Raw genomic sequence first — 21,457 nt, forward strand, 5'->3', positions numbered from 1 at the left:
GCGAGGGTGTCAGGTGGTCTCGATACGCCCACTCGTTCCTCGCGGGCTACTCGACCAGCGAGGGCGTGTGGTGGTCTCGATACGCGACCGGCGAGGGCGTCAGGAGTTCTCGACGACCCAGTCGATGCAGGCGGTGAGGGCCTCGACGTCGGCGGGGTCGACGGCGGGGTACATCGCGATCCGCAGCTGGTTGCGGCCGAGCTTGCGGTAGGGCTCGGTGTCGACGACGCCGTTGGCGCGCAGCACCTTGGCCACGGCCGCGGCGTCGACCTCGTCGGTGAAGTCGACGGTGCCGATGACCAGCGAGCGGTGGGCGGGGTTCTCGACGTACGGGAAGGTGTACGACGTCTTCTCGGCCCAGCCGTAGAGCGCGTCGGAGGAGCGGGTGGTGCGCTCGACCATGCCGGCGAGGCCGCCCTGGGCGTTCATCCAGTCCAGCTGCTCGGCCATCAGGAACAGCGTGGCGACCGACGGGGTGTTGTAGGTCTGGTTCTTGGAGGAGTTGTCGATCGCGGTCGGCAGGTCGAAGAAGGCCGGGACGTGCCGGTCGGACGCGGCGATCGAGGCGGCCCGCTCGAGGGCGGCCGGCGACATCAGCGCGATCCACAGGCCGCCGTCGGAGGCGAAGCACTTCTGCGGGGCGAAGTAGTAGGCGTCGACCTCGGCGAGGTCGACGGGCAGCCCGCCGGCGCCGGAGGTGGCGTCGACCAGGACCAGCGAGCCCTCGTCGGCGGCGGTCGGGCGGACGACCGGGGTCATCACGGCGGTGGAGGTCTCGTTGTGGGCCCAGGCGTAGACGTCGACGCCGGCCTCGGCCTCGGCGACCGGCGCGGAGCCCGGGTCGGCCTTGATGACGGTGGGGGCGTCCAGCCAGGGGGCGTCGGCCGCGGCCTTGGCGAACTTCGAGGAGAACTCGCCGAAGGAGAGGTGCTGGCTCTTCTTCTCGATCAGGCCGTACGTCGCGATGTCCCAGAACGCCGTCGCGCCGCCGTTGCCGAGCACGACCTCGTAGCCCTCGGGCAGGGAGAACAGCTGGGCGAGGCCCTCGCGGACCCGGCCGACGGTGTTCTTCACCGGCGCCTGGCGGTGGGACGTGCCCATCAGCGAGGAGCCGGTCGCGGCGAGCGCGTCGAGGTGGCTGGTCTGGATCTTCGACGGTCCGGCACCGAAGCGGCCGTCGGCGGGGAGCAGGTCGGCGGGGATCTGCAGGTCGGTCATGAGCTGCCTTCCGAAGGGCGAGGAGTGTGACTTCCCTGACCACGCTGTCAGCCCCGCCATTGTTGCAGCCGCGTTGCGGCGAGATAAATCGCCGGATCGTGGATCATGGACCCGTGCAGGTGCAGGAGCTCCGGATCGTCCCGGTCGAGTACGGCCACCCCGACGCGATGCGGCTGATCGACGAGGTGCAGGCCGAGTACGTCGTCCGCTACGGCGGCCCCGACGAGACCCCGCTGGACCCGCTGATGTTCGTCCCGCCCGCCGGCAGCTTCTTCGTGGGCTACCGGGGCGATGACGCGGTCGCGACCGCCGCGTGGCGCAGCAGCGGCATCTCCGCGCTCGGCACCGACCGGACCGCCGAGATCAAGCGCATGTACGTCGTCCCCCGCGCCCAGCGGGCCGGGCACGCGCGCCGGATGCTCGCCCACCTGGAGGCCACCGCCCGCGACGCCGGGTTCGAGGCGATGATCCTGGAGACCGGCGACAAGCAGCCCGAGGCGATCACCCTCTACACCTCCGCGGGCTACGAGCCGATCCCGTCGTTCGGGCACTACCAGGATTCCCCCGAGAACCGCTGCTTCGGCCGGCTGCTCTGATGCTGCTGCCCCCCAAGGTGGCCCACGGCGTCGCCGACGGCTCGGTGACGCTGGCCTTCCGCCGCTGGGCGAAGCCGGGGGTGAAGGTCGGCTCGCAGTTCCGCACGGTGGCGGGGGTCATCCGGGTCGACGGGGTCGAGGCGGTCGACGCCGAGGCGATCAGCGACGCGGACGCCGTCGCGGCAGGCTGGCCGGACGCCGCCCGGCTCCGTCGCCAGCTGGACAAGGTCGAGGGCGGGCTGCCGACGTACCGCGTGCTGCTGGCGTACGCCGGCCCGGACCCCCGGGTCGCCCTGCGCGAGAGCGCCGAGCTCAGCGACGACGACGTGCGCGCCATCGACGTACGGCTGGAGCGGCTGGACCGGGCCAGCAGCCACGGGCCGTGGACGATGCCGACCCTCGCCCTGATCGGTCGGCGACCGCACGTGCGCGCGCCGGACCTGGCCGCCGAGATGGGGCGCGAGCGCGATCCGTTCAAGATCGACGTGCGCAAGCTGAAGAACCTCGGGCTCACCCAGAGCTTCGACGTCGGCTACGACCTGTCGCCGCGCGGTCGCGCCTACCTGGCGCGGACCACCCGCGCCGTCGACTGACCTCAGGTCGGCCGCGGGGCGGTCGATGGTCGAACCCGTGCGCCGTACCGTCTGCCTCCTCGTCCTGCTGGCGACCCTGCTGACCGCGGCCCCGGCCGGCGCGGCGGCGCCGATCGAGGACTACGCGCCGTACCAGCCTCAGACCCGCTGCGCGCCGAAGGCCAAGCCCGGCACCGTGGTGCTCGGCCGCTGGCTCGTCCGGAGGTACGGCGGCGCGTACGGCGGGGTGTCGCGCGCCTGCACGAAGGGCTCGACGTCGGAGCACGCCGAGGGGCGGGCCTTCGACTGGACCCTCGACGTGCGGCGCGGTCGCGACCGGCGCGCGGCGCGGCGGATGATGCGCGACCTGTTCGCCACCGACCGGGCCGGCAACGCCGACGCCCGCGCCCGGCGGATGGGCGTCATGTACGTCATCTGGGACGACCGGATCTACTCCGCCTGGAACGGCTTCGCGCCCGAGCGCTACCTCAGCTCGTCCTGCCGCACCGTGCGGCGCTGCTCGACGACGCTGCGGCACCGCGACCACGTGCACCTCTCGCTCACCCGCGCCGCCGCGCGCGGCCGGACGTCGTGGTTCGAGGGGCGCCTGGACTAGCCGGTCAGGGCCGGATCAGCCGTGCCACTCCGCCTGCCAGCCGTCGACCTCGTCGGCCTTGCGGGCGGCGGGGCCGGTGTAGATGGCCGAGGGACGGATCAGCCGGCCGGTGGTCTTCTGCTCCAGGATGTGCGCGGACCAGCCGCCGGTGCGGGCACAGGTGAACATCGAGGTGAACATGTGGGCCGGGACCTCGGCGAAGTCGAGGACGATCGCGGCCCAGAACTCGACGTTGGTCTCCAGCACCCGGTCGGGGCGGCGCTCGCGCAGCTCCTTCAGGGCCGCCTGCTCGAGGGCCTCGGCGACGGCGTACCGCGGGGCGTCGAGCTCCTTCGCCGTACGGCGGAGCACGCGGGCGCGCGGGTCCTCGGCGCGGTAGACGCGGTGGCCGAAGCCCATCAGCCGCTCGCCGGAGTCGAGCAGGCCCTTGACGTAGGCGGTGGCGTCGCCGGACTTCTCGACCTCCTCGATCATGGTGAGCACGCGGGCCGGCGCACCGCCGTGCAGCGGGCCGCTCATCGCGCCGATGGCGCCGGAGAAGGCGGCCGCGACGTCGGCGCCGGTGGAGGTGATGACGCGGGCCGTGAAGGTGGAGGCGTTCATGCCGTGCTCGGCCGCGGAGGACCAGTAGGCGTCGATCGCGTGGGCGTGCTTGGGGTCGGCCTCGCCCTTCCAGCGGATCAGGAACTTCTCGGCGAGGGTCCTCCCCTCGTCGACGGCCTTCTGGGGGACCACGGGCTGGTTCAGGCCGCGGGCCGACTGGGCGGCGTACGAGAGCACCATGACCGCGAGCCGACCGATGTCCTCGCGGGCCTGCTCGTCGCTGATGTCGTAGGTCTGGCCGAAACCGAAGGCCGGCGCGAGCATCGCGACCGCGGCCTGGACGTCGACGCGCACGTCGCCGGTGTGGACCGGGAGGTTGTAGGGCTCCGCGGGGGCGAGACCGGGGGAGTACTTGCCGTCGATCAGCAGGCCCCAGACGTTCTCGAACGGGACCCGGCCGACGATGTCCTCGATGTCCACGCCGCGGTAGCGCAGCGCCGAACCCTCCTTGTCGGGCTCCGCGATCTGCGTCTCGAAGGCGACGACGCCCTCCAGCCCGTGGTGTACCTCGGTCATCGGCGCGACTCCTTCGTCTCGTGGGCGCAGGCGGCAGCGCCCCCGGCATTGTGTACCCATCCCTAGGCTGGCGGTATGGCCGACCCCACACCGGACACCGGACTGGACCTGCGGGCGCTGCGGCACGAGTACGCCGCCGCCGGGCTGGAGGAGAGCGACCTCGCGCCGGACCCGATCACCATGTTCCGCCGCTGGTTCGACGAGGCGCAGGCCGCCGGCGTGCACGAGCCGAATGCCCTCGTGGTGGCGACCGCCGACGCCGACGGCGTCCCGTCCTCGCGGATGGTGCTGCTGAAGGGGCTCTCGGACGCGGGCTTCGTCTTCTTCACCAACACCCGCTCGCGCAAGGGCTCCGAGCTGGCCGAGAACCCGCGCTGCGCGCTGCTCTTCCCGTGGCACCCGCTCGAGCGGCAGGTCCGCGTCGACGGGGTCGCGTCGCCCCTCCCGGCCGCGGACGTCGCCGACTACTTCGCCGTCCGGCCGCGCGGCTCCCAGCTCGGCGCCTGGGCGTCCCACCAGTCGCGGGTGGTGGCCGACCGCGAGGAGCTCGCGGCGTCGTACGCCGAGGTCGAGGCGCGCTACGACGGCGCCGACGTCCCCGTCCCGGAGGAGTGGGGCGGCTACCTCGTCCGCCCGGAGGCGGTCGAGTTCTGGCAGGGCCGTCCCGGCCGGATGCACGACCGGCTGGTCTACCGGCGCGCGGGTGAGGGCTGGACGACCGAGCGGCTGGCTCCCTAGGGACTACCCCACCAGCACGGTGGCCAGCCGACGGACCCCCTCGACGAGGAGGGGGACCGGCGTCTCACCGTAGGTCAGGCGCAGGTACGACGCGTCGGGCTCGGTCGGGAACCATGCCGAGCCGGCGGAGACCAGCACTCCGGCGCCGCGGGCACGGGCGGCCAGGTCGACGTCGTCGACCCCGTCGGGGAGCCGGACCCACAGGTGCATGCCGCCGCCCGGGACCGTGTCGACCGAGGCGCCGGCCAGCCGGGCGCGAACCTCGGAGAGCAAGGTGTCTCGGCGGGCGCCGAGCTCGCGAGCGACGGTACGGCGGTGCCGGCCGGCGGCCGGCGAGGACAGGAAGTCGACCGCGGCCTCCTGCAGCGGGCGGGAGACGTAGAAGTCGTCGAGGGTCTTGGCGGCGCGCAGCCGGTTGAGGGCGGGGCCGCGGGCGACCAGTGCGGCCACCCGGAGGGCGGGTGCGACCGGCTTCGACAGCGAGCGGACGTGGACGACGTGGCCGTCGACGTCCTGGGACACCAGCGTCGAGGGGGCGGGTCCATCGATGGTCAGGTCGCGGGCGTAGTCGTCCTCCAGCACGAACGCGCCGTACGAGCGGGCGAGCGCGAGCAGCTCCCGGCGACGGCCGGCGGCCAGGGTGCTGCCGGTCGGGTTGGCGTGCAGCGGCTGGACGACGACCAGCCGCGCGCCGCTGGACGCCAGCACCCGGTCCAGGACGTCGGTGCGCAGTCCGTCGGCGTCGGTCGGCACCGGGTGCACCTCGAGCGCGTGGCTGCGGGCGATGGAGATGAACCCGGCGTACGTCGGGGTCTCCAGCACCACCGCGTCGCCCGGCCGGGTGAGGGCGCGGATGGCGATCGACAGTGCGCTCTGTCCTCCGGAGGTGATCAGCACGTCGGCGGCGTCGACGCCCCCGATCTCGCGGGCGAAGAGCTGCCGCAGCGACTCGATACCCTCGACGGGCGCCCGCCCCCAGGCGCCGGTCCGGCGCACCGCGCGGGCCAGCGCGGCGCTGAGCGGCTTCTCGGGCACGAGCGTCTGGTCGAGGTAGCCGCCGGCGAGCCTGACCACCCCGGCCCCGGGTTCGGCGTGCAGGGCGAGGGTGCGGGAGGCGTCGGGCGGTGCGTGCCCGCCGAGGGCCACGTGCTGCCAGCCGAGGTCGGCCGAGCGCGTGGTCGGCGGGGCCGCCGCGACGAAGGTCCCAGCGCCCGGGCGGACGTCGACCAGGCCCTCGCCGTTCAGCTGGCGCACGGCCTGCTGCACGGTGAGCGGGGAGACCTGGAAGTGACGCTGCAGTTCGCGGACCGACGGCAGTCGCGCGCCGACCGGGCCGGCAGCGACGAGGTCGCGGAGCGCGGACAGCAGGGCGCCGCGACTGTTATCGTCATTCATGGAAGATCAGAGTAGCGTTATCAGGCTGGCCGCACGACCGGGTAACGCTCCACCGCAAGCGGCGTCCCGTGGCTGGTTCCTGGGGCTGGTCGGCGTGGTGGGCTTCAGTTTCTCGCTGCCGGCGAATGTCTGGGCCGTCGCCGGGGCCGACCCGTGGACCATCACGGTGTGGCGCTCGCTCGCCGCCGGGATCCTGGCCCTGGCGATCCTGCGCGCGGCGCGCGCACCGCGTCCGGACCGGCGGGCGCTGCCGGCGCTGGCGGTCGGCGGACTCATGGTCGGCCTGGCCTTCCAGCTGCTTTCCTCGGCCGCGGTCACCTCCATCGACCCCGGCCGGGGTGCGGTGATCCTCGGCCTGCTGCCCGCCTGCACCGCGGTCGTCGCGGCGGTGCTCGGTGACGAGCGGCTGCCCGGGTCGTTCTGGCTTGCGAGCGGCACCGGGGTCGCGGTGCTGACGGCGTACCTGCTCTCGCGGCCGGGGGCGGGCGGCGACGGGTTCGGGACCGGCGACCTGGAGATGCTGGGCGCGGTGGTCTGTGCGTCGGTCGGCTACGCGATCGGCGCCGATCAGGCTCGCACGCTCGGCGGCCCGCAGAGCATCTGCTGGAGCCTGGTCGTGCTGCTGCCGCTGACCCTCCCGCTCGGCGTGGTCTCGCTGTTCGTGAGCGAGGTGAGCTGGTCGCCCACGGTGCTCGGCGGGTTCGCCTACCTGGTGCTGGTCTCGCAGCTGCTCGGGTTCTTCGCCTGGTACGCCGGCCTCGCGCGCGGAGGCACCGCGAGGGTCAGCCAGGTCCAGCAGCTGCAGCCGCTGCTCACCATCGCCTGGTCGGCCTTGCTGTTCGCCGGCGAGATCGACGCCCGGACCGTCGCGGTCGGCGTCGCGGTGGGGCTGCTGGTCTGGCTGGCCCAGCGGGCGCGGCTCACTCGTCGCTGATGACCGGGGCCGGCTGCGTGCCCCAGACAGCGGCGTCGAGCTGGAAGTCGTAGTCGGTCCACGTGGGCGAGTCGAGGTCGAGCTGCTGGATCTCGATCGCCGCGAACCGAGGCTCGGCGAGGTCCATCGCCCGCTCGAGCTGGGCGCGGAGCGCCGCCTCGCCGGGTCCGGTGACGACCGGCGCCTCGACGTCGACGAAGACGCGGGCGTCGGTGGCACCCGGCATGGTGCGCCACTCGGTGACGGTGATCGTGGCCGTGTCGTCCATCTGGTCGGCGGGCAGGTCCTCCGCCACCGCCATCTCGCCGCGAGAGCTCTCACGGCACACCTGGAGGACGGTGCGCTCACCGGCCTCCCCGACGCCGGGACGGCAGGCCTCCCGCTTCCCGTCGGGCAGCGTGTAGACGTCGGGCGCGGGCTCGCCGCTGCGGACCCCGGTGCGTCGGGTGACAGCCACCTCGCCGTACGCGGCGACCCGCAGCGAGCCGGTCGTCCACAGTGGTCCGACGGAGTCCTCGAAGGTCCGCAGGTCGGCGAGGCGGGCGTCCCAGACCGCACGGTTGGCCCGCACCTGGTCGGCGATCTCGCGGTCCTCGCCGTCGCCGGCCCACAGCACGGCCAGCACGGTCGTTGCGACGGCGAGGGCGACTGAGGTGACGAGCGCGGTGACCAGGAGGAGGTGGCGGCGCATGCCTCGCTCCCTTCCCTGGGGGGTATCCGAGAACCCGCTTGTGAGTGAGCACTCACTCACTTAGGCTTCACGACGTGAACGAGGACCTGCGCGGACCGCGCACCGCCCGGACCCGGGCCCGGCCGCTCTCGCCGGACGAACGGCGGGAGGTGATCCTCTCGGCGACCGTGCCGCTGCTGCACGTCCACGGCCGGGCGGTGACGAGCCGGCTGATCGCCGAGGCCGCGGGGATCGCGGAGGGCACCATCTTCCGGGTCTTCGCGACCAAGGAGGAGCTGGTCGACGCCGCCATCGCGCGGGCCTTCGATCCCGGCAACGTGGTGGCCCGGATCGAGGAGATCGACGGCCAGCTACCGCTGGAGGACCGGCTCGTGCGGCTGGTCTCGATCCTCCAGCAGCGCTTCCGCGCCACCTTCGGGCTGATGCAGAAGGTCGGCCTGGTCGGCCCGCCCGACCACCTGCACGACTCCGCCCAGGCCGACGCCTGGCGGGCCCGGCTCGAAGGGCTGCTCGTCGGCGTGGTCGGGGCCGACGCGGCGCGACTCGCCGTACCCGTCGAGGAGTTCGTGCACGTGCTGCGCCTGCTCACCTTCGCCGGCAGCCACCAGAAGGTCGCCGACGGGCGACTGCTCACCCCCGACCAGATCGTCGACGTCGTGCTCCACGGCACCCTGAGGAAGGACTGACATGCTCGTCCGGCTGCTCCGCACGCGGCTCGCGCCGTACCGCACCTGGCTCACCGCCGTCGTGCTGCTCCAGCTCGTCGGCGTGCTGGCGATGCTCTACCTGCCCAGCCTCAACGCCCGGATCATCGACGAGGGGATCGTCACCGGGGACACCGCCACCATCTGGCGCCTGGGCGGGCTGATGCTCGCCGTCTCGGTGGTGCAGATCCTCTGCTCCGTCGGGGCGTCCTGGTACGGCGCCCGCACGGCGACGTCCTTCGGGCGCGACGTCCGGCGCGACCTGTTCCAGCGGGTCGGGACGTTCTCGGCCCGCGAGGTCCAGGACTTCGGGGCGCCGTCGCTGATCACCCGCACCACCAACGACGTCCAGCAGGTGCAGATGCTGGTCGTGATGACCTGCCTGATCGCGGTGTCCGCGCCGATCATGATGGTCGGCGGCGTGGTGATGGCGCTGCGCGAGGACGTCGGGCTGGGCTGGATCCTCGCGGTCGTGGTGCCGGCGCTCTTCGTGAGCGTCGGCTTCGTGATCTCGCGGATGGTGCCGAGCTTCCGGGTCATGCAGGAGCGCATCGACGAGGTCAACCGGGTGCTCCGCGAGCAGATCAGCGGCATCCGCGTGGTCCGGGCCTTCGTCCGCGAGCCGCACGAGCGGGAGCGCTTCGGCGCGGCCAACGACCGGCTCACCGACGTGGCCGTGACGGCCGGTCGCTGGATGGCCACGATGTTCCCGCTGGCCATGCTCGTCGTGAACGTGTCCAGCGTCGCCGTCATCTGGTTCGGCGGCCACCGGGTCGACAGCGGCCAGATGCAGGTCGGCGCGCTGACCGCCTTCCTCTCCTACCTGATGCAGATCCTGATGTCGGTGATGATGGGGACGTTCATGCTCATGCAGGTCCCGCGCTCGGCGGTCTGCGGAGAGCGGATCGCCGAGGTGCTCGACACCGAGACGTCCGTGCGGCCGCCGGCCCGGCCGGTCACCCCCGACCCGGCCGACCGGGGGCGGCTCGACCTCGACGAGGTCACCTTCGCCTACCCGGGCGCGGCCGACCCGGTGCTGGACGGGATCTCGCTGTCGGCCCGGCCCGGCACCACGACGGCCGTCGTCGGCTCGACCGGTGCCGGCAAGACCACGCTGGTCAACCTGGTCCCGCGGCTCTTCGACGCGACCGGGGGCGTGGTCCGGGTCGGCGGCGTCGACGTGCGCGACCTCGACCCCGACGTGCTGTGGGGGGCGGTCGGCCTGGTGCCGCAGCAGGCTTACCTCTTCTCCGGCACCGTCCGCAGCAACCTCCAGCACGGCCGACCCGACGCGACCGAGGAGGACATGTGGGCGGCGCTCGAGGTCGCGCAGGCGCGCGACTTCGTGACGGCGCTGCCCGAGGGCCTCGACGCCCCGGTCGCGCAGGGCGGCACCAACCTGTCGGGCGGCCAGCGGCAGCGCCTGGCCATCGCCCGCGCCGTCGTACGACGTCCGGCGATCTACCTGTTCGACGACTCCTTCTCGGCCCTCGACCTGGCCACCGACGCCCGGCTCCGCGCCGCGCTGCGGCCGGTGACCACCGACGCGACCGTCGTGGTCGTCGCCCAGCGGATCTCCACGATCCGCGACGCCGACCTGATCGTGGTGCTGGAGGACGGCCGGGTGGTCGGCCGCGGCACCCACGACGAGCTGCTGGCCGACTGCGGGACCTACCAGGAGATCGTCGCCTCCCAGCTCACCACCGAGGACGCCGCATGACCACCCAGAAGCAGGAGTTCAAGGCCACCGAGCGGATCGAGGCGCCCCAGGGCGGCCCCGGCCGGGGTCCGATGGGAGGCGGTCAGGTCGGCCAGAAGGCGATGACCTTCGGGCCGTCCGCGCGCCGGCTGGTCGCCGGGATGCGGCCCGACCGCTGGGCGGCCTCGCTGGTGGTCGCCCTGGTCGTGGTGTCGGTCGTGCTGATGTCGATCGGCCCGCGACTGCTCGGGCACGCCACCGACCTGGTCTTCCGCGGGTTCGTCGGCGGCCGGCTGCCCGCGGGCACGCCCGACTCCGAGCTGCCCGAGGCGGTCCAGGGGCAGGGCGTCGTCCCCGGCGAGGGCGTCGACTTCGACGCCGTCGGTCGCTGGCTGCTGATCGTGCTGGCCGTCTACGTCGTCGCGTCGCTGCTGTCCTGGCTGGCCGGCTACGTCCTCAACAGCGTCGTCCAGCGCACCGTGCGGCGGATGCGTCAGGACGTCGAGGACAAGATCCACCGGCTGCCGCTCGGCTACTTCGACCGCTCGCCCCGCGGCGAGCTGCTCTCGCGCGTCACCAACGACATCGACAACGTCAGCCAGACCCTGCAGCAGACCATGAGCCAGCTGCTCCAGTCGGTGCTGACCGTGCTCGCGGTGCTGGCCATGATGCTGTGGATCTCGCCGCTGCTGGCCCTGGTCGCGCTGGTCAGCGTGCCGGTCTCGCTGCTGGTGACCCGGGCCATCATGAAGCAGTCGCAGGGCCAGTTCGTCGCGCAGTGGCGTCGTACCGGACAGCTCAACGCGCACATCGAGGAGTCCTTCTCCGGGCACGCGCTGGTGAAGGTGTTCGGCCGCACCCGCGAGGTCGAGGAGGCCTTCGAGCAGCACAACGAGGGCCTGTACGACGTCTCCTTCAAGGCACAGTTCATCAGCGGCCTGGTGATGCCGGCGATGATGTTCGTCGGCAACCTCAACTACGTCATGGTGGCCGTCGTGGGCGCCCTCCGGGTCTCCAGCGGCGCGCTGACGCTCGGGGAGGTGCAGGCCTTCGTGCAGTACACGCGGCAGTTCACCCAGCCGCTCACGACGGTGGCGTCGATGACCAACCTGCTGCAGTCCGGCGTGGCCTCGGCCGAGCGGGTCTTCGAGCTGCTCGACGCCGACGAGGAGCCGGTCGAGTCGGCGGACTCCGGGGTCCCGGCCGCGCGTCGGGGCGAGGTGGCCTTCGAGCGCGTCTCCTTCTCGTACGACGCCGAGCGCCCGCTCATCACCGACCTCTCGCTGGTGGCCCGGCCCGGCCAGACCGTGGCCATCGTCGGCCCGACGGGCGCGGGCAAGACGACCCTGGTCAACCTGGTGATGCGCTTCTACGACGTCGACGCCGGCCGGATCACGATCGACGGCGTCGACATCGCCGCCGTACCCCGGGCGCAGCTGCGGGGCCAGGTCGGGATGGTGCTGCAGGACACCTGGCTGTTCGAGGGCTCGATCCGCGACAACATCGCCTACGGCCGCCCCGGCGCCACCGAGGAGGAGGTGCTCGAGGCCGCGCGGGCGACGTTCGTGGACCGCTTCGTGCACTCGCTGCCCGACGGCTACGACACGGTCGTCGACGAGTCGGGGTCGAACCTGTCGGCGGGGGAGCGGCAGCTGGTCACCATCGCCCGGGCCTTCCTCACCGACCCCGCGCTGCTGATCCTCGACGAGGCCACCAGCTCGGTCGACACCCGCACCGAGCTGCTGCTGCAGCACGCGATGGCCGCGCTGCGCACCGACCGGACGTCGTTCGTCATCGCCCACCGGCTCTCCACCATCCGCGACGCCGACCTGATCCTGGTGATGGAGGACGGCGCCATCGTCGAGCAGGGCACGCACGTCGACCTGCTCGCTGCCGACGGGGCCTACGCCCGGCTGCACGCGTCGCAGTTCGCCGCGGCGGAGGCGGGGTAGGGCCCAGCTGTCCCGCGGGGCCGACCCCGCCGAAAAAGGCCTTGAGCGGCCTGAGCGGTCGACCTAGCCTTTTCGTACACGGGAAAGGAGGTGGTCCGAAGAATGAGTTCTTTTAGGACGCGTGAGGTGGCTGCCCGCTAGCAGCCCCAGCAGGACGACGGGGCGGAAGCGCCCCTGACGCTGCTGGCGAATACCAAGCAGCTACCCGACCCGCAGGCGAACCGGGACCACGTCCCCCGGTGCGGTCCGGACCCCGGTCCGGCACCACGCCTGCGGGTCGCTTCATGTCCGCACCGACCGCGCCAGGTGCAGCACGAGGTCGGCGTCGAGAGTCACCTCCGCCGGCAGCACCGCGCGGATCCGTTCGAGGACCGTCGCCAGGTCCGCCGCCGGGAGCTGTCGGTAGGCGGAGATCGTCGTGAGGTGGCCGACGTAGTCGTCGGCCGAGAGGGTCAGCCGGCGCACGATCCGCAGCTGGCGGACGTCGGTGAACAGCGGCGAGGCGACCAGCTCGGTGCCCGGCCACTGCAGGGCGCTGTCCGGGGGCGTGCCGTCGGGGGCGGCGATCCCGTCGTCGGGGAGCAGCGTCCCGCGGGTCGCGCGGACGACCGCGTCGACGTCGGGGTCGGCGAGCTCGACCGGGCCGCCGCAGGACGCGAGCACGCCGCCGGGGGCGAGCAGCGCCGCGACGCGGGGCCAGCGGCCGGTGGGTCGGGTCCAGTGCAGGGCGGCCGCGGCCAGGACCAGGTCGTGGGTGCGGTCGATCGGCAGCTCCTCGAAGGAGGCGTGCACGGTCGTGACGGTGCCCGGGACGTGCCGGCGCAGCTCGGCGAGCATCGCGGCGTCCGGGTCGGTGGCGGTCACCGCGACGCCGCGGGCCGCGAGGACGCGGGTGGCCTTCCCGGTGCCGGCCCCGATCTCGAGCGCGGTACGGACGGGGCGGGCGGCGTACGCCTCGATCTCGTCGACGAGGCGGTCGGGGTAGCCCGGCCGGAAGCGCTCGTAGGCCGCCGCCACCGCCCCGAAGCTCAGCGCGCGCTCGCCCACGACGTGGAGGCTACGCCGCCTGCGGCGCCTCTCCCGGTACGGCGTCACCGATCGCGGTGACGTCGGCGTCGCCCTCCTCGTCGGTCGCGACGACCGGCTTGGGCGGCTCGCCGACCATCATCGCGACGGCGGAGATCGCGACCCAGGCGAGCACCAGGGCGACGGCGAACCGGCCGCCGGCCTCCTCGAGCGGCACGGTCCGGGTGACCAGACCCTGGTAGAGCGCGGGCGACGACGCGAGCACGGCGCCGAGCAGGACCGGAGCGGACAGCATCCTCATGCGGTGGCCTCCATCAACTGGTTATGGGCGGCGTCGGTGGACACGACGCCGGCGGAGCGGACCTGGGCGGTCCCGGTGAGCTCGGTGTAGGCGAGCACGGGCAGGCGGTCGACGGCCGTGTGCACGAGCCGTCGTACGGCGGTGCGCAGCTGGGGCGCGCACACCAGCACCGGCCGGATGCCGCGGTTCTCCGCGTCGACCATCAGCTGGGCGACGCTGCCGACCGCGGCCTGGGCGGTCAGCGGGTCGAGGACGATCATCGAGCCCTGGTCCGAGGGGCGCAGCGACTCGAGCATCCGCTGCTCGAACTGCGGCTCGAAGCTGATCACGTGCACGGTGCCGTCGGTGACGTGCGGGGCCACGATGGCCGGGCCGAGGGCGCCGCGGGCGGCCTCGACGAGCGAGTCGAGGTCCTTGGTGGCCTGGGCCCGCAGCGAGAGGGACTCGAAGATCCGGACCAGGTCGCGGATCGAGACGCCCTCGTCGAGAAGGGTCTGCAGGACCCGCTGCACCTCGCCCAGGCTGAGCATCGCCGGGGTGAGCTCCTCGACCACGTTGGGGTGGCTGCGCTTGACGACCTCGGTGAGCATCTTGACGTCCTCGCGGCCGAGCAGCCGGCCGGCGTGCGTCGAGACGACCTCGGCGAGGTGGGTGGTGATGACGGCCGCGCGGTCCACGACGGTGGCGCCGCTGAGCTCGGCCTGGCTGCGCAGCTCGCTGGGGATCCACTTGGCCTCGAGGCCGAAGACCGGCTCCCGGGTCGGCTCGCCGGGCAGCGAGCCGAGCATGTCCCCGATCGCCAGGACGCAGCCGTGCGGTGCCTCGCCACGGGCGACCTCGACGTCGAAGAGCTTGATGGCGTAGGTCCGGGCGGGCAGCTCGAGGTTGTCGCGGGTGCGCACCGGGGGGACGACGACGCCGATCTCGGCGGCGACCTTCCGGCGCAGTGCCTTGACCCGCTCCAGCAGGTCGCCGCCGCTGGTGGTGTCGACCAGGTCGATCAGGTCCGCGGAGAGCTCGAGGCCGAGCGGGTCGACCTGGATCTCGGCGGCCAGGCCCTCGGGCGAGTCGTCGGTGCGGGAGGTGACCTCGGCGACCGCGGCCTCGGCGGCGGACTTCGTCGGCTTCTCGGACTCGGCCCGTGTCGAGATCAGCAGCAGCACACCGCCGGTGAGGAGGAAGGGGATCTTGGGCAGGCCCGGGATCAGGCAGATCGTCATCGCGGCGAAGCCGGCCACCTGGAGGGGCAGCTTGCGGGCGGTCATCTGCCGGATGATGTCGGAGCCCATGTCGCCCTCGCCCGCGCTGCGGGTGACGATGAGGCCGGTGGCGACCGACATCAGCAGGGCCGGGATCTGCGAGACCAGGCCGTCGCCGACGGAGAGCAGGCTGTAGGTCGAGATCGCGTCGGCGGGGGACAGGCCCATCTGGGTCATGCCGATCGCGAAGCCGCCGAGCAGGTTGACCACCGTGATGATGATGGCCGCGATCGCGTCGCCCTTGACGAACTTGGACGCACCGTCCATCGCGCCGTAGAAGTCGGCCTCGGCGTGCACCTCGGCGCGCCGGCGGCGGGCCTCGTCCTCGTCGATCAGGCCGGAGTTCAGGTCGGCGTCGATGGCCATCTGCTTGCCGGGCATCGCGTCGAGGGTGAAGCGGGCGCCGACCTCGGCGACCCGCTCGGCGCCCTTGGTGATCACCATGAACTGGATGACCAGCAGGATCGCGAAGATGATCAGGCCGACGATGAGCGAGCCGCCGACCACGAAGTGGCCGAAGGTCTCGATCACCTTGCCGGCGTAGCCGTCGACCAGCACCAGCCGGGTGGCGCTCACGTTGAGCGCCAGGCGGAACAGGGTCATCACCAGCAGCACCGCGGGGAAGGACGCGAAGTCCAACGGCCGGACCACGAACATGGCGGTCAACAGCACCAGCAGGCCGCCGGTGATGTTGGCGGCGATCAGCAGGTCGAGCAGGACGGCCGGCAGCGGGACGACCAGCATCACCACGATCATGACGATGCCGACGGGTACGCCGAGCTGTGTGAGTCGCTTGAGGCCCATGGGGCGCGTCGTCTCCTGCGTTCGGATGCGGTCGCCGTCCCTGGCCCACGTGGTGACGCCGTCCTGGCGTCAGACGCCCTATCGGCCGCTGAGGGCCGGTGCTGAGGAGATCGCGGGAGTCGGCGTACGACGCTTGCGGTGGCCGGCCGGCGCGACCTGGGGAACCTCGACGCGGCGCGGGCTGTCGTGGCGGCCACCGGGGCGGCCGGAGTTGCGGCGGCCGATGACGAAGGCCAGCACCTGGGCGACCGCGGCGAACAGCTCGGCCGGGATCTGCTGGCCGACCTCGGTGGAGGAGTAGAGGGCACGGGCCAGTGGCACGTCCTGGACCAGCGGCACCCCGGCACCGGTAGCGGTCTCGCGGATCTTCGCGGCGATCGCGCCGGCGCCGCGGGCGACCACGATCGGGGCGTTCTTGTCCGGTTGGTAGCGCAGCGCCACGGCGACGTGGGTCGGGTTGACCAGCACCACGTCGGACTGCGGGACGTCGGCCATCATCCGGTTGCGCGCGGCGGCGAGCTGGCGGCCGCGGATGGCGCTCTTGATCAGCGGGTCGCCCTCGCTCTGCTTGTGCTCCTGCTTGATGTCGTGCTTGCTCATCCGGGTCTGCTTCCCGGTACGACGGCGCATGACGGCGTAGTCGACGGCGGCCATGACCACCCCCGCCACGGCGACGCTGCGCAGCAGCGAGACGGCGTGGTCCCCGGCGGCCTCGAACACCGTGCCGAAGGGCACCATGCCGCCGAGCAGCGGCATCATGCTGCGGACCGAGCCGTAGACCATCACGGCCACGATCGAGCACTTGACCAGCATCTTGATGCCCTCCCAGAGGGCGTGCGGGCCGAAGACGCGCTTGGCGCCCGAGAGCAGGTTGAGGTTCTTGGCCGAGGGCTTGGCCGCCTTGGTGGCGACGTAGAAGCCGCCCTGGGCGATGGTGCCGGCCACGCTGACCAGCAGCATCCCGACCGACAGGGCCATCACGGCGACGAAGACGTGCTTGCCGCCCTCGGCGAGCAGCCGCATCGCGTGCGGGATCGTGGGGTCCTCGAGGGTGCGCAGGCTGTGGGCGAGCAGCTCCTGCAGCGCCGTCAGCTCCCAGCCGACCAGCGTCGGGACGGCCAGGGAGGCGAGCAGCAGCGCCGACCAGGCACCCAGCTCCTGGGTCCGGGCGACCTGCCCCTCCTTGCGCGCCTCCTTCAGGCGCTTGGGAGTGGGCTTCTCGGTCTTCTCGTCGCTCATGGCCTGCTATCCCGTTCCGGCGAGGGCCGCCATGGCCTCGAGAGCCAGGTCGACGAGGTGGTCGGTGACGCCCGGGAGCACCGGGAAGGAGAGCCCGACGAGCAGCAGGGTCAGCCCGATCTTGGCCGGGAACATGACGTTCAGGGCGTTGAGGGCGGGCGCGACCTTGGTCATCAGGGCCAGGCCCAGGTCGGCGATGAAGAGCACCGCGATCATCGGCATCGCGATCTGCACCGCGGTCACGAAGAACACCTCGAAGGCCTTCGTGAACAGCGCGGCGCCGCCGTCGAGGTCGGGGGAGGTGCCGATCGGGAGCAGCCGGAAGGTGGTGAGCAGGCCACCGATGACCACCAGGTGGCCGCCGCTGGCGAAGAGCATCATCGTGGCGAGCATCTGGTGGAACTTGCCGAAGATGGTCGAGCTGTTCATCGACAGCGGGTCGAAGCCCTGGGCGAGGGCGAAGCCGCCGAAGACGTCGATCATGCTGCCCGCCGCCGCGATCGCCGTGAACAGCAGCATGGTCAGGAAGCCCATGGCCAGCCCGATCAGCACCTGGGTCAGCGCGGTCACGATCAGCGGGAAGGTCTCGACCGGGATCTCGGTCTGCGCCATCGCCGGGGCGACGGTGAGGGCCAGCCCGAGGCTGAGCACCACCTTGGCGCCGGCCGGGATGCCACGTGAGGCGAAGGGCGGCACCACGGCCACCCACGCGATGATGCGCAGCGACGCGAGAAGGAACGCGATCGCGGGCTCACCGGCCACCGAGACGGTCATGGGATCAGGTCTCCGGGTTCCCGGGTCAGCCGAGGAGCGAGGGGATGCGCTCGAAGAGCTGCTCGGTGAAGGTCATCAGGGTGTGCAGCATCCAGTTGCCGCTGAGCACGATGGCGCCGCCGACGGCGACCACCTTCGGGACGAAGGCGAGGGTGAACTCCTGGATCTGGGTCATCGACTGGAACAGCGAGACCAGGAAGCCGACCGCGAGGGCGGTGACCAGGATCGGGGCGGACAGCTTCAGCGCGACCATCATGGTCTGCATGGCGATGTCGATGATGTCGGTGTCGGACATGACGGATCCCTACTGGTAGCTGGCGACCAGGGACGTGATCACCAGTCCCCACCCGTTGACGAGGACGAAGAGCAGCAGCTTGAAGGGCAGGGAGACCATCACCGGCGGCATCATCATCATGCCGAGCGCCATCAGCGCCCCGCTCACGACCAGGTCGATGACCAGGAAGGGGATGAAGATGATGAAGCCGATGATGAAGGCCTGCTTCAGCTCGCTGAGGATGAAGGCCGGGACGAGCATCGTCATCGGGGTGTCGGCGCGCTCGGCCGGCAGGTCGCGCTCGGCGACGTTGGCGAGCAGTTCGATCTCCTCGTCGCCCGCCTGCTTCAGCATGAAGGTGCGCAGCGGCTCGATGCCGGAGTCCCAGGCCTGGGCGCTGGTCAGCTCGCCGTCCAGGTAGGGCTGCACGCCGACGTCGTTCATCTCGGAGAGCACCGGCGCCATGATGAACAGGCTCAGGAAGAGCGCCAGACCGGCGAGGACCTGGTTGTTCGGCGTCTGCTGGAGCCCGAGCGCGTTGCGGGTCAGGCCCAGCACCACCAGGATCTTGGTGAAGCAGGTGCAGGTCAGCAGCAGGGCCGGGGCCAGCGAGAGCAGGGTGAGGGTCAGCAGCAGGGTGATCGACGAGCTGGGCTTGTCGGTCAGCCCGTCCAGCTCGACGATGACCGAGTCGCCACCGGCGCTGTCCGGTCCGTCCGGACCGGCGGGTCCCTCCGGACCCTCCTCGACGGTGGCCAGGATCGCGCCGGCCGGCGCCGCGGCGACCGGCTGCACGACGGACTGAGCCACGGGCTGCGCGGCGGCCGCGGGCTGCGCGAGCACCCCGAGGCCCCCGATCACGAGCATGCCGAGGAGAGCGCCCAGGACGAGTCCGAGGCGCTGGAGCAGGCGGGTCACGAGGCGCGCCGGGAGACCGCACGCGCCGCGAGGCGCCAGGTGTCCGGGGAGAGCAGCGAGCCGGCGAGGGGGCTCTGGTCCTGCTCCTCCTGGAGCAGGACCTGGGCGGGGGAGAGCTGCGGAGCCGCGACGGCGGCCTTCAGCTCGGCCTCCAGCTCGGCCTCCAGGGTGGCGGCGAACGAGGCCACCTGGGCCTCCTCGACCGGCGCGAGGGCGGGCAGCGGAGCGGTGACGGCAGGAGCGACGTACACGGGGGTGGCGGTGGCCGCGGCGGCCAGGCCGCGCTTCTGGCCGCGCTTCTGGGCACCCTTGGGCTGCAGCCAGCGGGTGGGCTCGTCGACCTGGCCGGCCATCGAGCCCAGCAGGCTGTCCGGGGCCGCGAGGGCCACGGGGACGGGCGTCGCGACCGGAGCCACGGCGACCGGGGCCTCGGCGGCGGGCTCGGCCGGCGCCTCGACCTCGGCCGGATCGATCTCGGTGAGCATCTGGACCTGCTGGTCGGTGGTGCCGAGGAGCAGCATCCGGCCACCGACCGAGACCAGGGCGACGCCCGAGCTGCGGCTCAGCGACTGGCGGTGCAGGACCTGCAGGGGCGAGCCGGAGCGGCCCTTGAACCTCTTCCCGCCGAAGCGGACGCACAGCAGCAGCAGACCCACGACGACGGCCAGCGAGACGACCATCCGAACGGCGAGCTCCATCATGGGTCAGCTCGCCGCGCTCTCGTCGTTGATGATCTCGGTGACCCGCAGGCCGAAGTCCTCGTCCACGACGACGACCTCGCCGCGGGCGATCAGCCGGCCGTTGACCAGCAGGTCGGCGGGGCTGCCGGCGGCCCGGTCGAGCTCGAGGACGGCGCCGGGCGCCAGCGCGAGCAGCTCGCGGACGGGCATCCGGGTCCGGCCCAGCTCGACGGTGACCTCCATCTCGACGCCGTGCAGCATCTCGATGCCGCGGCCGCCGGCGATCGGCCGGAGCCGGGCGGTCGGGGGCAGCGCGAGGGCCGGGCGGCCGGGCGGGAGGGCGGTGGGCTCGTCGTACGCCTCGTGGTCCGCGGTGTCGTAGAGGGCGGCGTCGCCGAGGTCGGCCACCGGGCCGGCGGCGGCCGGCGCCTCGGAGGTGGCGGTGGTCGTGGCGACGGCCTCGGGGCTGTCCGAGGTCTCCGCCTCGACCGCGTCCACGACGTCGAGGACCTCGGACTCGGGCAGCTCGACACCCGCCGCGGCGGCCAGCACCGAGGTCGGGACCAGCAGCGCGCCGGAGATGGTCATCCCGATGAGCGGCACCGCCCACAGGTCGTCGCCGAGCTCGGCGTCGACGGTGTCGAGGGTGACCTGGCGGGCCTTGTTGACGCTGCAGCCGAGGACCTCGGCGGCGGCGTCGAGCGCCGGCTGGGCGGCGGCGGCCAGGTCGAGGGAGCCGAGCGGGGTGTCCTTCAGCGCGTCGACCAGGTCGCGGCCGACGAGGACGCCGATCATGCCGCGCAGCGGGCCGGTGAGCCCGGCGACCGCGGCGCCGGCGAACAGGTCGGTGATGTGCTCGGTGGCCGGCTGCGGATCACCCGGCGCCAGCTCGTCGGCGGCCGGCAGCAGCGGCGCGACGGCGTCCGCCGCAGCTGCGAGCAGGCTCGACAGGCGAGGGTCGAGGTCGGGGGTCATGGCAGTCACTTGCTCTCCTCAGGGGTCGCGACGATGAGGGCGGCGAGCCGGGGTCCCTGAGCCCCGGCCGTCGCGTGTGCGAAGACGGTGTCGTCGACGGTGACGTCGAGTGGTGCCGAGGCCGGGTGGGCCAGGCGCAGCACGTCGCCGAGCTGCAGCGTCGAGAGCGTGGCGGAGTCCAGCCCGGTGCTGCGGAAGCGGACGGAGACGTCCACCGGCACGGTCTGGAACTTGCCCTGGAGCATCCCGGCGGCGCGCTCGCGCTCGGCGCGCTCGCGGTTGGAGACGGGAGCGGGAGCGGCGGCGGCGGTGAGGTGCGGCAGCAGGCCGTTGAACGGCAGGCACACGGTCATCCGGTGGGCCCGGTCGGCGATGCGGAGCTCCAGGCGGACCACGACGACGATGTCGGCGGGGCCGGCGACCTGGGCGAACTGGGGGCTGTACTCGACGCCGGTGATCTCGGGCTCGACGGAGACGATGTCGGCCAGCGAGTAGCGCATCTCGCCGAGCAGCCGGGCGACGACGCCCTTGATGACGCCGCTCTCGATGTCGGTCAGCGGGCGCTCGGGCTGGCGGCCGGAGCCGGGGCCGCCGAGCATATGGTCGATGCAGGACATCACCGCGTTGAGCGGGATCTCCAGGACGCCGGAGCCGGGCATCGGCTCGTTGGTGAACAGCGTCATGTAGGTCATGCCGCCCAGCGAGTCGACGTACTCGTGGTAGGTCGACTGCTCGACCTTGGTGACCTCGACGTGGCAGACGCTGCGCAGCGCCGAGGTGAACACGGTCATCGCCTGGCGGGCGAAGGTGTCGAACCCCAGCTGCAGGATGCGCTGGTGCTCACGGGACAGCTGGACGGGTCGCTTGAAGTCGTAGGGGACAGGCTCGCTGGTCCGGGCACGACGTCGCGACCGGCTGGCCGGGCGCCCGGGGGAGCTGCCGGAGAACGTGGGGTTCGTCTGGCTCACGCTCG

At 72.6% G+C, this 21,457-nt stretch carries 22 protein-coding genes; 8 read left to right on the forward strand and 14 right to left on the reverse strand.

The genetic code is table 11. The features are described 5' to 3' along the window. Positions 1-99: 99 nt before the first annotated feature. A complete protein-coding gene (gene serC, locus BLT76_RS14535) occupies positions 100-1,218 on the reverse strand; it encodes a phosphoserine transaminase (RefSeq protein ID WP_090857317.1) in 1,119 nt (372 codons plus the stop codon). A 113-nt stretch (positions 1,219-1,331) separates the two neighbouring features. Here serC and BLT76_RS14540 point away from each other — a divergent pair, with 113 nt between their 5' ends. The 3 genes from BLT76_RS14540 to BLT76_RS14550 are packed head-to-tail and all read left to right on the forward strand — an operon-like array spanning position 1,332 to position 3,002. Further along, the gene (locus BLT76_RS14540; protein ID WP_244509414.1) at positions 1,332-1,814 is read left to right on the forward strand and encodes a GNAT family N-acetyltransferase; all 483 of its coding nucleotides are present in this window, start codon (positions 1,332-1,334) and stop codon (positions 1,812-1,814) included. Continuing rightward, entirely contained in the window at positions 1,814-2,407 is a 594-nt protein-coding gene (locus BLT76_RS14545) for an ASCH domain-containing protein (protein WP_090857319.1), read from the forward strand. The genes BLT76_RS14540 and BLT76_RS14545 overlap by 1 nt, the downstream gene beginning before the upstream one ends. 37 nt (positions 2,408-2,444) lie before the next feature. After that, positions 2,445-3,002: a VldE C-terminal domain-containing protein gene (locus BLT76_RS14550; protein ID WP_139175538.1), complete on the forward strand. Its 558-nt coding sequence runs from the start codon at positions 2,445-2,447 to the stop codon at positions 3,000-3,002. Positions 3,003-3,017: 15 nt separating this feature from the next. Here the strand turns inward: BLT76_RS14550 and BLT76_RS14555 are convergent, their stop codons facing one another. Next, positions 3,018-4,121: a citrate synthase 2 gene (locus BLT76_RS14555; protein ID WP_090857326.1), complete on the reverse strand. Its 1,104-nt coding sequence runs from the start codon at positions 4,119-4,121 to the stop codon at positions 3,018-3,020. Between the two features lie 75 nt (positions 4,122-4,196). Between BLT76_RS14555 and pdxH the strand changes: the two genes are divergently transcribed. Beyond that, the gene (pdxH, locus tag BLT76_RS14560; RefSeq protein ID WP_090857329.1) at positions 4,197-4,859 is read left to right on the forward strand and encodes a pyridoxamine 5'-phosphate oxidase; all 663 of its coding nucleotides are present in this window, start codon (positions 4,197-4,199) and stop codon (positions 4,857-4,859) included. 3 nt (positions 4,860-4,862) lie between these two features. Here pdxH and BLT76_RS14565 read toward each other — a convergent pair whose 3' ends face one another. After that, a complete protein-coding gene (locus BLT76_RS14565; RefSeq protein ID WP_090857332.1) occupies positions 4,863-6,254 on the reverse strand; it encodes an aminotransferase-like domain-containing protein in 1,392 nt (463 codons plus the stop codon). Between BLT76_RS14565 and BLT76_RS14570 the strand changes: the two genes are divergently transcribed. Beyond that, the gene (locus BLT76_RS14570) at positions 6,253-7,188 is read left to right on the forward strand and encodes a DMT family transporter (RefSeq protein WP_090857335.1); all 936 of its coding nucleotides are present in this window, start codon (positions 6,253-6,255) and stop codon (positions 7,186-7,188) included. The genes BLT76_RS14565 and BLT76_RS14570 overlap by 2 nt on opposite strands. On the opposite strand, the gene BLT76_RS14575 is transcribed toward BLT76_RS14570, so the two are convergent. After that, complete coding sequence (locus tag BLT76_RS14575; protein WP_090857338.1) at positions 7,175-7,879, reverse strand: hypothetical protein; 705 nt, start codon at positions 7,877-7,879, stop codon at positions 7,175-7,177. The genes BLT76_RS14570 and BLT76_RS14575 overlap by 14 nt on opposite strands. 74 nt (positions 7,880-7,953) lie before the next feature. Between BLT76_RS14575 and BLT76_RS14580 the strand changes: the two genes are divergently transcribed. Genes BLT76_RS14580 through BLT76_RS14590 form a run of 3 tightly spaced genes read left to right on the forward strand, consistent with a single transcriptional unit; the run spans position 7,954 to position 12,234 of the window. Further along, positions 7,954-8,565 (forward strand): TetR/AcrR family transcriptional regulator, encoded by a 612-nt coding sequence (locus BLT76_RS14580; RefSeq protein ID WP_170867073.1) that lies wholly within the window; start codon positions 7,954-7,956, stop codon positions 8,563-8,565. Between the two features lies 1 nt (position 8,566). Next, a complete protein-coding gene (locus tag BLT76_RS14585; RefSeq protein WP_090857344.1) occupies positions 8,567-10,303 on the forward strand; it encodes an ABC transporter ATP-binding protein in 1,737 nt (578 codons plus the stop codon). After that, positions 10,300-12,234 (forward strand): ABC transporter ATP-binding protein, encoded by a 1,935-nt coding sequence (locus tag BLT76_RS14590; RefSeq protein ID WP_090857347.1) that lies wholly within the window; start codon positions 10,300-10,302, stop codon positions 12,232-12,234. Before BLT76_RS14585 ends, BLT76_RS14590 begins: the two co-directional genes overlap by 4 nt. Before the next feature lie 282 nt (positions 12,235-12,516). Here BLT76_RS14590 and BLT76_RS14595 read toward each other — a convergent pair whose 3' ends face one another. The 10 genes from BLT76_RS14595 to BLT76_RS14640 form a co-directional block, all read right to left on the reverse strand. Beyond that, positions 12,517-13,281, reverse strand: coding sequence for a class I SAM-dependent methyltransferase (locus BLT76_RS14595; RefSeq protein ID WP_090857350.1), 765 nt, complete (start codon positions 13,279-13,281; stop codon positions 12,517-12,519). Between the two features lie 10 nt (positions 13,282-13,291). Further along, positions 13,292-13,561 carry a hypothetical protein gene (locus tag BLT76_RS14600; protein WP_139175540.1) on the reverse strand — a complete coding sequence of 90 codons (270 nt, stop codon included), beginning with the start codon at positions 13,559-13,561 and terminating at the stop codon, positions 13,292-13,294. Then, positions 13,558-15,624 carry a flagellar biosynthesis protein FlhA gene (gene flhA / locus BLT76_RS14605; protein WP_090857356.1) on the reverse strand — a complete coding sequence of 689 codons (2,067 nt, stop codon included), beginning with the start codon at positions 15,622-15,624 and terminating at the stop codon, positions 13,558-13,560. The genes BLT76_RS14600 and flhA overlap by 4 nt, the downstream gene beginning before the upstream one ends. Positions 15,625-15,702: 78 nt before the next feature. Further along, entirely contained in the window at positions 15,703-16,863 is a 1,161-nt protein-coding gene (locus BLT76_RS14610; RefSeq protein ID WP_090857359.1) for an EscU/YscU/HrcU family type III secretion system export apparatus switch protein, read from the reverse strand. Between the two features lie 6 nt (positions 16,864-16,869). Continuing rightward, a complete protein-coding gene (locus BLT76_RS14615; RefSeq protein ID WP_090857362.1) occupies positions 16,870-17,637 on the reverse strand; it encodes a flagellar biosynthetic protein FliR in 768 nt (255 codons plus the stop codon). A 25-nt stretch (positions 17,638-17,662) separates the two neighbouring features. Beyond that, positions 17,663-17,932, reverse strand: coding sequence for a flagellar biosynthesis protein FliQ (fliQ, locus tag BLT76_RS14620; RefSeq protein ID WP_090857364.1), 270 nt, complete (start codon positions 17,930-17,932; stop codon positions 17,663-17,665). A 9-nt stretch (positions 17,933-17,941) separates the two neighbouring features. Then, a complete protein-coding gene (gene fliP / locus BLT76_RS14625; protein WP_244509415.1) occupies positions 17,942-18,829 on the reverse strand; it encodes a flagellar type III secretion system pore protein FliP in 888 nt (295 codons plus the stop codon). Continuing rightward, complete coding sequence (locus BLT76_RS14630; protein WP_170867074.1) at positions 18,826-19,527, reverse strand: flagellar biosynthetic protein FliO; 702 nt, start codon at positions 19,525-19,527, stop codon at positions 18,826-18,828. Before BLT76_RS14630 ends, fliP begins: the two co-directional genes overlap by 4 nt. Before the next feature lie 6 nt (positions 19,528-19,533). Next, positions 19,534-20,484 carry a flagellar motor switch protein FliN gene (gene fliN, locus BLT76_RS14635; protein WP_090857369.1) on the reverse strand — a complete coding sequence of 317 codons (951 nt, stop codon included), beginning with the start codon at positions 20,482-20,484 and terminating at the stop codon, positions 19,534-19,536. A 5-nt stretch (positions 20,485-20,489) separates the two neighbouring features. Continuing rightward, positions 20,490-21,452 (reverse strand): flagellar motor switch protein FliM, encoded by a 963-nt coding sequence (locus tag BLT76_RS14640; protein ID WP_090857372.1) that lies wholly within the window; start codon positions 21,450-21,452, stop codon positions 20,490-20,492. Positions 21,453-21,457 lie beyond the last annotated feature (5 nt).

It is taken from the genome of Nocardioides lianchengensis, assembly GCF_900101465.1.
In the GTDB taxonomy this organism is placed as follows: Bacteria; Actinomycetota; Actinomycetes; order Propionibacteriales; family Nocardioidaceae; genus Nocardioides; species Nocardioides lianchengensis.